Origin of the sequence: Cobetia sp. 3AK, assembly GCF_029846335.1 — a bacterium.
In the GTDB taxonomy this organism is placed as follows: domain Bacteria; phylum Pseudomonadota; class Gammaproteobacteria; order Pseudomonadales; family Halomonadaceae; genus Cobetia; species Cobetia marina.
Genome location: NZ_JARWKR010000002.1, coordinates 377,982 through 389,114 on the forward strand (window position 1 = coordinate 377,982; position 11,133 = coordinate 389,114).

Annotated in this window: 9 protein-coding genes; 5 read left to right on the forward strand and 4 right to left on the reverse strand. The window is 62.4% G+C overall.

Annotated elements, in window-relative coordinates; translation table 11 throughout:
* Window positions 1-92: 92 nt before the first annotated feature.
* Window positions 93-434 (reverse strand): YegP family protein, encoded by a 342-nt coding sequence (locus tag QD228_RS04105; RefSeq protein WP_077374980.1) that lies wholly within the window; start codon window positions 432-434, stop codon window positions 93-95.
* Between the two features lie 402 nt (window positions 435-836).
* Here QD228_RS04105 and ilvD point away from each other — a divergent pair, with 402 nt between their 5' ends.
* A complete protein-coding gene (gene ilvD, locus QD228_RS04110; protein ID WP_136938759.1) occupies window positions 837-2,681 on the forward strand; it encodes a dihydroxy-acid dehydratase in 1,845 nt (614 codons plus the stop codon).
* A gap of 191 nt (window positions 2,682-2,872) precedes the next feature.
* Here ilvD and QD228_RS04115 read toward each other — a convergent pair whose 3' ends face one another.
* Window positions 2,873-4,438, reverse strand: a complete 1,566-nt coding sequence (locus QD228_RS04115; protein WP_279874522.1) for a sensor domain-containing diguanylate cyclase — start codon at window positions 4,436-4,438, stop codon at window positions 2,873-2,875.
* Window positions 4,439-5,088: 650 nt separating this feature from the next.
* Window positions 5,089-6,684, reverse strand: coding sequence for a helicase HerA-like domain-containing protein (locus QD228_RS04120; protein WP_271302191.1), 1,596 nt, complete (start codon window positions 6,682-6,684; stop codon window positions 5,089-5,091).
* A gap of 637 nt (window positions 6,685-7,321) precedes the next feature.
* Here QD228_RS04120 and QD228_RS04125 point away from each other — a divergent pair.
* Window positions 7,322-7,681, forward strand: a complete 360-nt coding sequence (locus QD228_RS04125) for a hypothetical protein (protein ID WP_065392586.1) — start codon at window positions 7,322-7,324, stop codon at window positions 7,679-7,681.
* 181 nt (window positions 7,682-7,862) lie between these two features.
* Here the strand turns inward: QD228_RS04125 and nudE are convergent, their stop codons facing one another.
* A complete protein-coding gene (gene nudE / locus QD228_RS04130; protein ID WP_077374968.1) occupies window positions 7,863-8,492 on the reverse strand; it encodes an ADP compounds hydrolase NudE in 630 nt (209 codons plus the stop codon).
* A 215-nt stretch (window positions 8,493-8,707) separates the two neighbouring features.
* On the opposite strand from nudE, the gene QD228_RS04135 reads away from it, so the two are divergent.
* The 3 genes from QD228_RS04135 to hslO all read left to right on the forward strand — a co-directional run bounded on the left by QD228_RS04135 (window position 8,708) and on the right by hslO (window position 10,926).
* Window positions 8,708-9,397: an HAD-IA family hydrolase gene (locus tag QD228_RS04135; RefSeq protein ID WP_077374965.1), complete on the forward strand. Its 690-nt coding sequence runs from the start codon at window positions 8,708-8,710 to the stop codon at window positions 9,395-9,397.
* Window positions 9,397-9,789, forward strand: coding sequence for a S4 domain-containing protein (locus QD228_RS04140; protein WP_077374962.1), 393 nt, complete (start codon window positions 9,397-9,399; stop codon window positions 9,787-9,789). Before QD228_RS04135 ends, QD228_RS04140 begins: the two co-directional genes overlap by 1 nt.
* 210 nt (window positions 9,790-9,999) lie before the next feature.
* Window positions 10,000-10,926, forward strand: coding sequence for an Hsp33 family molecular chaperone HslO (gene hslO / locus QD228_RS04145; RefSeq protein ID WP_176493583.1), 927 nt, complete (start codon window positions 10,000-10,002; stop codon window positions 10,924-10,926).
* Window positions 10,927-11,133: the final 207 nt, after the last annotated feature.

Here is an 11,133-nt window from a genome sequence, read left to right on the forward strand (position 1 = left end):
CATCCGACGAAAAGCAGAAGCCCCGCCAATCGGCGGTGCTTCTGCTTTTCCGTGGGGCGTCGTGTGCATGCAGACGTCGCGCTCGCGGGCATTCAGGCGGTATCGAGCTGTTCCAGCACGGCGGCTTCCGGTGCATTGCGTCCGACGCTGGCAATGCCGTTGTCGCGGCCGGATTCCGACTTGTACATCTGGCTGCGGCCGATCTGCTGGCTGTTGGCGGCCAGCAGCGTGAAATAGAAGCGACCATCCTTGGCGACTTCCTTCGTGAAGCGTTTTTCCTCGGCGGCGTTCTTGCGCACGGATTCCACGCCGTTCAGGCAGCCGCGCTTGTCGGCATAGCCTTGGCTCTGCAGGATCTTTTCACCGTTGCCGGCCTTGAGTGCAAAATAGAACTTGCTGTCCTTGCCGCGGGTGATGACGAATTTTCCGGCCATGGATGACTCCTGTTCCTTGAGGGATGTCTGACACTGCCTGATATGTCGTCTTCCAGTGTAAACAGCGCCTCTCGTGGGAAACCCACGCTAGGAGTTGCGGCATTCAACGTTCGGGAGCCATCGCGGCGTCTTTCACGCTGCCGCCGCGTACATGCGATGCTATCTGGTAGGCAAGCAGGGGCGGGACATGACAGAATTGAGCTCAGGCAGATAGCGGTGGCTCACATGCCCCGCATCTCCACTGGACACTAGGTCTGCGTCTTTTCACAAGAGAAGCGCAGCCTGATCAAAACAGAAGCCACTCCCGTGCGAAGGATCACCCGGACAAGCCCCGCGCTAGGGGATGTTCTCCGTCGATCGTTCTGCACAGGAGAGTGGCCAAGCATCATTGACGAGGACACCATGCCAGAGTATCGCTCCCGTACGACCACCGCAGGTCGTAACATGGCCGGCGCCCGCGCCCTGTGGCGCGCCACCGGCATGAAAGATGGTGACTTCCAGAAGCCGATCATCGCCGTTGCCAACTCCTTCACCCAGTTCGTGCCCGGCCACGTCCACCTCAAGGACATGGGGCAGCTGGTAGCGCGCGAAATCGAGAAGGCCGGCGGTGTCGCCAAGGAATTCAACACCATCGCGGTGGACGATGGCATCGCGATGGGGCACGACGGCATGCTGTATTCGCTGCCGTCGCGTGACCTGATCGCCGACAGCGTCGAATACATGGTCAATGCCCACTGTGCGGATGCGCTGGTGTGCATCTCCAACTGCGACAAGATCACCCCCGGGATGCTGATGGCCGCCATGCGCCTCAACATCCCGGTCATCTTCGTCTCCGGCGGCCCGATGGAAGCCGGCAAGACCAAGCTGCTGGACCACGGTCTCGACCTGGTCGATGCGATGGTCATCGCGGCCGATGACAGCGTCGACGACGAGACGGTCGCCGAGATCGAGCGCAGCGCCTGCCCGACCTGTGGCAGCTGCTCGGGCATGTTCACGGCCAACTCCATGAACTGCCTGATGGAAGCGCTGGGTCTGGCGTTGCCGGGCAACGGTACGGTGCTGGCGACTCACTCCGATCGTCGTCGCCTGTTCGAGAACGCCGGGCATCGTATCGTCGAGCTGGCACGCCGTTACTACGAAGGCAACGAAGAGCACCTGTTGCCGCGTGCCATCGGTTCACGGGCGGCGTTTGCCAACGCGATGACGCTGGATATCGCCATGGGGGGCTCGACCAACACCATCCTGCACCTGCTGGCCGCCGCTCAGGAGGCCGGTGTCGACTTCACCATGTCTGACATCGACAAGCTGTCCCACAGCGTGCCGCAGATGTGCAAGGTGGCGCCGAATACCCAGAAGTATCACATCGAGGATGTCCATCGTGCCGGTGGCATCATGGGAATTCTGGGCGAGCTGGACCGCGCCGGCGTGCTGGATACCTCGGTGCCGACCGTCTATGGCGACTCGTTGTCTGCGGCGCTGGAAGAGTGGGACATCATGCGCTCGCCCACCGATGAGGTGATCGAGTTCTATCGTGCAGGTCCGGGGGGGATCCCGACCCAGACCGCCTTCTCGCAGAGCGCGCGCTGGCCGAGCCTGGATGGTGACCGCGCCCAGGGCTGTATCCGCGATTACGATCACTGCTTCTCCACCCAGGGCGGCCTGGCCGTGCTCTACGGCAACATCGCGCTGGATGGTTGCGTGGTGAAGACGGCAGGCGTCGATGACTCCATCCTCGTCTTCGAAGGCCGTGCCTATGTCTGCGAATCTCAGGATCAGGCGGTGGAAGACATCCTGGCCGACAAGGTCAAGGAAGGCGATGTCGTGATCATCCGCTACGAAGGGCCGAAGGGCGGTCCGGGCATGCAGGAAATGCTCTACCCGACGTCCTATCTCAAGTCCAAGGGACTGGGCAAGGCGTGCGCGCTGCTCACCGATGGTCGTTTCTCCGGCGGCACCTCTGGCCTGTCCATCGGCCATGCGTCTCCGGAAGCGGCGGCGGGTGGCGCCATCGGCCTGGTCGAGCACGGTGACACCATCCTGATCGACATCCCCAATCGCACCATCAATGTCCAGCTGAGCGATAGCGAGCTACATGCGCGTCGTGAAGCGATGGATGCGCGCGGCAAGGATGCCTGGAAGCCGAGCATCCAGCGCAATCGTCGTGTCTCCGCCGCGCTCAAGGCCTATGCCTTGCTGGCGACCTCGGCTGACAAGGGCGCCGTGCGTGATCTGAGCAAGCTGGATTGATTCCGTCCGCTCCGTCCCCGTCCGCCAGTGCCGCCGTGAAGGTGCTGGCGGTCAGTGCCTGTTGAAGACCGGCAGCACTGATCACCAGGCAGGACGCCAATGACATGCAAACGGCCACCCCGAGGGGTGGCCGTTTGCATGTCTGGCATTCGAAGTGGTTGCCGTGCATTTCAGCCGCCTCGGGCCCTGAGTCAGTCAGTACCGGCAGGCTTTGGCGGCAGGTTGGTCAGCGTACCGGCGTCAAGCGGCATGACCGGGTCTGGGTCGAGAAACCGTACCCGGTTGCATCCCTGGCGCTGGGCTTTCTTGAGCGCCTGCTGGGCACGGTCCATCAACTCGAGTCGATTGGCCAGTCTCATGGTATCGGGGGCCGGATGATAGCCGGTCAGGCCGACACTGCAGGTGATCGGCCGATCCAGCCCTGACAGTTCGGCGGCGGCATGGCGGACGCGTTCGGCAAGGATGATCGCGCCGCTGGCATCGGTGCTGGTGAGGATCGCCATCAAGGAGTTGTCCTCACGCATGCACAGGAGATCGCTCTTGCGGCTGGCGTTGCGCAGGATGGATGCCACCTGCTGAAGAGGGCGTTCTCCCGCCACGTGGCCATATTCGCGCGTGTAATCCTCAAGGTCATCCACGCTGAGGATCAGGATGCACAATGGCTGGCCATGGCGTGCACTGCGCGCGATCTCGTTGTCCAGCTGTTGCTCGATCAATTCGAACGGCATCAGCTTGTCGAGTGTCGAGCCGGGGAGTCGGCCAGCGGCAGGCGAGCGAGTTTCCAGTTGGTGGCGCAGCTTGGTCAGGCTCGCTTCATGAGCACGGCGCTCGCTGATGTCTTCATGCTGGGAGAGAATGATCCCGGCGCGACTGTCGATCACCTTCAGCTCCAGCATCACGTCGATCATCTGGCCATGACGCCCGAGATAACGGTGTGGCTGCCGATATTCGCTGATGTCGCCCGTCCGCATGGCGCTCAATGCCTCGCGGCACGTCAGCATGTCCTGTGGGTGCGAGATGTCTTCCAGGGTACTGCATGTCAGTTCCTTTGGCTCCATGCCCAGCAGTCGGGAAAAGGCCGGATTCATGCGGGTCCAGTGGCCATGAAAGTCCATCAGGGCCATGGGCAGGCTGCAATGGGAGAACAGTCCTTCCATTTTCTGGTAGGCGAGACGCAGGTTGTCGAGCTCACTGCGTGTGCGCTCTTTCGCGCGCTGGACATCCAGCAGCTGGCCCAGTGCCGTGGCAAGCGTTTCCACCAGGGCTCGCTCACTGGCGGTGAAGTCCTGTTGGCGCGGTGTTTCATCGCCGAAGCACAGCGTGCCGGTCAGGCGACCTTCAGACCAGAGTGGCGCTGCCACATAGCTTTCAAAGGGCATGCAGGAATAGGCAGCGTGGGCGCGAGTGTCTTCTTCAGCGCTGATGTGGCGATGAGCCACGCAGGCAGCCTGCGCGATGACGCTGGAACACCAGGTCTCTTCCAGTGGGCATTCGCCTCCGACTTCTCGCCCAGCAGGGGGATTGACCGCCGCCATGATCTCATAGCGACTGGATTCTGCATGTCCGAGGATGGCGGTGGTCATGCCAAGCAGACGGCAACCGGCATCCAGATGGGCTTCCACGTGGCGTTCGTGGGAGGGCTCAGGTGTCAGGCTGAGCGCCAGCAGTGCCTGCAGGTGCTCTGGCAGCAGGGAATCATGGGGTTGTCCGGCGTTGCCCGAAGGCAAGGGCACGGCAGAGAATGAGCTTGGCATCATGCGATATCCTTATCTGACATGCTGCAGGAGAGGGAGGGCTTTCCATACCACACCTCAATATACGACTTGCCGGGAGGCGTGACAGGCGAGGAAATCGATTGTCTCAACCTTTCGCAAACGCAGCGGGCAGTCTTTACAGGCTGACAAGGGCAGAGCCCCTCAGCGAGGGTCTCGATGAGGGGCTCCGAAATGAGGGCTCCTTGCCTTCGCCATGGATTGGCGTGTCTTCGCAAGGACGTTGATGGCGGTCTGCTGGTACTGCTCACGAGTCGTGGGCGGGAGTCAGGCCGCCTCGGCCAGCGGTGGTGCCGGCTGCTGCTGAGCTTCCAGATCTTCCAGTGCCAGTTCGATACTGAACCAGTTGCTGTCAAGCCAGTGATCGATCACTTCTTCGTTCATGCACATCGTGAAGCCTCCCCGAGAGTGTTGGCGAGCCATTGAGTGTATGGGTGTGCTGCCGGTAAGCAGCACTCTCCAGTATGGCTGGTTCCGGGAAGACGCGAGTGAAGATCGTGTGATGCCTTGATGTCAGTCAAAGACAGGCAAACCTGCAGGACATTGACCATGTATGCCTGCCCATGCCGAAGCGTGGGCAGCCCTTCGTGGCAGCTGGAAGGGCGAGGCGGTCATCGTCTTGCCCGGTCAGCGCGTCAACGACGTGTGAATGAGCGAAGGAGGCTGCGAATCAGGGAGCGTCCCAGCTGCGACCCCAGCGCGCGCATCACCGATTTCAGCAAGGTTTCCATGACGCCCTGGCGCTTGCGACCACCTCCGGTGTCCCGAGAGGGCCTGGCGGCAGCGGGCGGCCGGGTGGCTTGCGCCCCTTCAGACCGGGCTTCTTCAGAATCAACGTTTTCCGATGGACGCTGGCTTGGATCACGGTCTGCCTCCCCGGGCCTGGTCTTGTCAGGCTCACGGGGATTCGTGGCATGTGAGGCTTGCGCCTGGGCGGCAAGTCGCGCCTCCAGTCGCTCATGGGCGGACTCACGATCCACGCGCTCGTCGTAGCGCCCGGCCAGGGAGGAGTCGGCCAGCAGCGTGGCACGCTCCGCGTCGCTCAATGGACCGATGCGTCCTCGCGGCGGGGCGATCAGCGTGCGTTCCACCTGCGTCGGTGTGCCGTTGGCATCGAGTACCGAGACCAGTGCTTCGCCTACGCCCAGTTCCGTGATCACCTGCGCCGTATCGAGTTCCGGATTGGGGCGGAAGGTGTCGGCGGCCGTCTTGACGGCCTTCTGGTCACGCGGTGTGAAGGCGCGCAGCGCATGCTGTATGCGATTGCCCAGCTGACCGAGCACCTCATCGGGGATGTCGGCGGGTGACTGGGTCACGAAATAGACACCGACGCCCTTGGAGCGAATCAGGCGGACCGTCTGCTCCAGACGCGTCAGCAGTGCCTTGGGGGCTGAATCGAACAACAGGTGCGCTTCATCGAAGAAGAACACCAGTACTGGCCGGTCGGCATCCCCGCGCTCGGGAAGCTCGCGGAACAGGGTGGACAGGAACCACAGCAGGAAGGTGGTGTAGAGACGAGGGCTCTGCATCAGCTCGCGACCGTCGAGCAGATTGATATAGCCACGGGCCTGCTCTGCATGCCCGCGCGTCGCCAGCATGTCGTGGATATCCAGTGCCGGTTCGGCAAAGAAGCGTTCGCCGCCCTGCGTGGCCAGGACGTGGACCCGACGCAGCATCGCCCCCAGACTCTGCGGACTAACGCTGCCGTAACGCGCCTCGAAGCTGTCACGCTCGCGCTCGATGTGCTTCAGCAGGCTGATCAGGTCCTTTAGGTCGACCAGTTCCAGACCCTCACGCTCGGCGTGATCGAAGGCCAGATGCATCAGGCCGCCTTGGGTCTCGTTGAGCTCCAGCAGACTAGCCATCAGCTCGGGCCCCATCGATGCCACGCTTGCGCGAACCGCGTGACCGCTCTTGCCATGGAGGTCCCATAGTCTGACGGGGGCGGCGTGCGGCTGCCAATCATCGATCCCCAGGCTGTTCAAGCGCTCATCGATGCGAGGATGGGGAGTGCCGGCGGCAGCGATGCCGGAAAGATCGCCCTTGATGTCGGCAGTGAACACCGGCACCCCCATGCGCGAGAATTCCTCGGCCAGTACCTGCAGGGTGACGGTCTTGCCGGTGCCCGTCGCGCCCGCCACCAGCCCATGGCGATTGGCCAATGCTGCGTCCAGCGTGATGTGGCCTGCCGAACCTTGTCCCGCGCGGCCCCCTATCAGCACATCTGGCATGTGATTCTCCTGTCGTGGTCAGCATGTCGGTGGCGGTGCCCGTAGAGAGGATGGTGCTGTGCACTGCGAGTGGCCGCGAGGAAGTGTCCTTGCTTCTCAAACAGAGTTACAAAATGTTTCGTTGAGTAAAATACTGCAAGCGAATCCTGGGCATCCGATCGCACTGGATGGCTGCATCGTCGGGCTGGAGCCTGCTGCCGTGCTGTCCTGGAGCGGGGTGGGCGCTAATTAAACGCGACGCGACAATTCACTCTTGTACAAGTAATTCTCTGGCAGATCATTTTTCTTTCCTTCCTGTGCTTGAAACTCAGCCCAAGTAGTTCCATATCTTTAGGCATCAGACGCTGTGTGATGGAACACGCTCGATCAGATCAATGTCATCACTCGCCAACTCGTCACGCTTTCACGGTACAACTCTAGTGACGGTTTTCGAGTGATCACGAGCGCTGACGATGTCACGACAGGATGTCTTGGCAACCCTTATCCGCAAGACGCAGGTGAATCGCTCGCCCGTCGTCTTGCCTGGCCCGGATGACAGAGGATCACTTCGATCCCGATGCATGCCGCGGCTCAACGGCAACGGTCGAGTGAATCATCTGCTCGCCTTTTGCATCAGACCGCTACTGGAGGATGGATCATGAACAAGCTGACTGCTGCACTCATCGCAACTGCCTTTGCACTGCCGACCGCCGCTGCCTATGCCGATCACCACGAATCCAGCAACACCGGTTCCGCCAATACCGGTGCTCACTCCACCAAGGTAGAGGGTGGCACTGCCGCTGGCCATGAAGGTGGCATGGTGCAAGACGATGCCGAACGCAATACCGAAAGTGGTTCTGCCAACACCAAGAAGGATTCCATGATGGTGGAAGGCGGGACCGCACAGTCTGAATCCGCCAAGCACGGCAAGGTGATGGACGAAGGCGAGGACCACATGGGTGTGAGCCCGGAGTCCGGCTCGGCCAACACTGCCGATGGCAGCATGAAGACCGAGTGAACGTCTTCTGATCCCGAGGACGACTCGGGTACGGCATGATCTCGTGGTGTGTCCGGGCAGGTCGCCAGCACGATCCGTCCACTGACATCACGGGTGAAACGACAAGCCCCCGCCATTGGCGGGGGCTTGTCGTTGTCTGAAGAACAGCGCGAGAGGGCAGGGCCAGGGCACGCCCGACGCCTTACCACCAGTCGGGGCTATGGAGCTCCTCGCCGGCCAGCAGGCGCTCCCTGGCCATGAAGAGAGCGGCGATGGCCCGCGCCTCATGGAAGTCCTCGCGTGCCAGCAATGCCGGCAGCTCGTCGAGGCGGTGGCGCTCGACGACCAGAGGTTCCGGCTCATCCCCCGGCAGACGCTTCTCGTACAGGTCACGCGCCAGCATGACGTTCATGCGGTGATCCATGTAGTTGGGCGCCAGGCTCAGTTCGGCCAGCGGCTCGATGTCGTGAGCGCCGAAACCGCACTCCTCCATCAGTTCACGGTTGGCGGCGGTCACCGGGTCTTCGCCGGGGTCGATCAGCCCCTTGGGCAGGGTCAGCACGTACTGCTCCGGCCCGGCGGCATATTCACGGATCAGCAGTACGTGATCCGGGTCTGGCATGGCGACGATCATCACCGCACCATGGCCACCACTCTTGAGACGCTCGAAGCTGCGCGTCGCGCCATTCGAGAAGGTCAGTTCCAGCGCCTCGACGGTAAACAGCCGCGAGCGAGCCACCTCGCGTCGCGAGTCGATACGGGGGGGTGTCAGCGCGTCTCCATCGGCGTAGTGCCCGATGGTCGAGTGATCGGGGCGTGGCGCATCATCCATCGGAAGTCCTCAAGGCAGAGATCAAGAAGCGGGCGCCGGGCAGGCGGTCATGCCCGAGCATCGAGCTGTCGCGCCCATCGTGGCAGGCTGTGCCGGGCAGGGCAATTGTCGTGAGCTTGCCGGCATCGCTGATGTCCCATGTGGGCACATGCGCAGCGCAGGACCATGCTTTACACTATACAACCCCAAATTCCCCGCCGGCTGACAGACTACCGATGATTGACTGGACCACGATCGACACCGTGCTGCTCGATATGGATGGCACCTTGCTGGACCTGCATTTCGACAGCCACTTCTGGCTGGAGCACCTGCCACGCCGCTACTGTGAGCTGCATCGTCTCGATAGCGCGCTGCAGGCGGACCTCAAGGCGCGCATCATCAGCGAATCCGGCACGCTCAACTGGTACAGCCTCGATTACTGGAGCCGCGAGCTGAAGCTGGATGTTGTCGCGCTCAAGCGTGAGGTGCAGCATCTGATCGGGTATCGCCATGAGGCAGAGGACTTTCTCGCCTGGCTACGGGATCAACCGCAGCGCGTGGTACTGGCGACCAACGCGGACCGTCACGGGATCGAGCTCAAGTTCGGTCTGACCGGCATGGGCGATTACTTCGATGCCGTCGTCTCCTCGGCGGATCTCGGACACGCCAAGGAGGAGCAGGCCTTCTGGCATCGGCTCAACGAGATCGAGCCCTTCGAGCCGGCACGTACCCTGTTCATCGATGACAATCCCCAGGTGCTGGAGAGTGCGCGCACCTACGGTATCGCGCATCTGCTGGGCGTGCGTCAGCCGGACTCGAAGCGCGAAGCGCGTGACTTTGAGCACGTGCACGGACTGGACGGTTTTGCCGTGCTGACGGCGGGTGGCGGCCTTCATCTGGAACACGAGGAGCGCAAGGAGTCTTGATGAGTGACCAGGTACGCATCGACAAGTGGCTGTGGGCGGCGCGATTCTTCAAGACGCGCGGCATGGCCAAGAAAGCCATTGAAGGTGGCAAGATCCAGTACAACGGCAGCAAGGTGAAGACGTCCAAGACCGTCGAGGTCGGCGCCTTGATCGAAGTGCCGCAAGGTTGGGATCGGCTGGTGGTCGAAGTGCTGGCACTCAGCGACCAGCGCCGTGGCGCGCCCCAGGCGCAGGCACTCTATCAGGAGACGCAGGAGTCGCGTGCGCGCCGCGAACGGGAGGCCGAGGTGCGTCGCCTTGGCAATCAGGGCATGAGCCCGCCCGTGGGGCGTCCCGACAAGAAGCAGCGGCGCAGCATCCACCGCTTCCAGCGCCAGGATTCCGAAAGCTGACGACACAGGCTCTCGCCACCCTTGCGGGGGGAATGCCTGTGGACGTCACGTTGATACTTACCCAATTCATGACGCACGGCCCGGCCTTCGGTGCCGAAGCTGAGGCAGGCCTGCGTCGTCGCCGAGGTTCATCGCGGTCCGTCGCTCGTGGTCCACGAGCTGGCGGCTGCGCTGGCTCGGTTCGAGGAGCCCCCAATGAGTGATCACGACATGCAAGACCCTGACAAGCAAGCCGGCGACGCCCACGAAGAGACGGCGCCGAATTTCGATCAGATCCAGCGATTCCTGTTCGACGCCACCAATGTGCGCGGCGAGATCGTCACCCTGGACAAGGCCTATGCCGAAGTCCTTGATCGTCATGCCTATCCCCAGGCCATCTCGCGCCAGCTGGGCGAGATGCTGGCAGCGGTGGCGCTGCTGACCGAGACCATCAAGCTGGATGGCACAATGACACTGGAAGTGCGTGGCACGGGGATCGTGCGTCAGCTGATGGCCGAGTCCAATCCCGGCGGTGAGCTGCGTGCCATTGCCCGTCTCAGTGACGAGGACGTGCTGCCGACCGATGAAGCCACGCTGCAGGCTCTGGTGGGGCAGGGGCAGATCGTCATCACGCTGGACCCGCGTGACGGCAAGCGTTACCAGGGGATCGTGGCGATCGATCAGGACAGCCTCGCCGGCTGTCTGGAAAGCTACTTCAGTCAGTCCGAGCAGCTGCCGACGCGTCTGTGGTTGATGGCCGATGCACAGCGTGCCGGTGGCGTGATGCTCCAGCAGCTGCCTGACGACGATGCCAACAAGGACCCCGATGCCTGGGAGCGAGTCGTCCATCTCGCCGACACCCTCAAGGCCGAAGAACTGCTGGTGCTTGATCAGCAGGACGTGCTGCACCGTCTCTATCACGAAGAGACCGTGCGCATCTTCGAACCCAAGGCGCTGCGTTTCGGTTGTACCTGTTCTCGTGAGCGTCTCGGCGCGGCACTGCACAGCATCGCCGCGGACGAATTGCGCCAGATCGTCGCTGAACATGGTGAGCTGGCCACGCAATGCCACTTCTGCCATACCCGGTATTCCTTCAATGCCGCGGAAGTCGAAGCCATCATCGAAGACCCGGCTGCAGGCAGCCCGATCGTCCACTGAGTCCAGCAATCGCGCTGGCGCCAGCGCGGCCTGTTGGTCTGCCTTGCGTCAGCTCGGGCAGTGTTGGCCGAAGTCTCGGGCGGAGACTGTCGATGCGCAGCAGCTGTCGATGGGCAGGTGCTGTCGACGACGGGCAGGAGGGGCAGGAGTGCAGGAGGGGCGCCCATCATGGGGCCAGCGGCAGGGGTGGGTAGCGAGCGAGGTGAA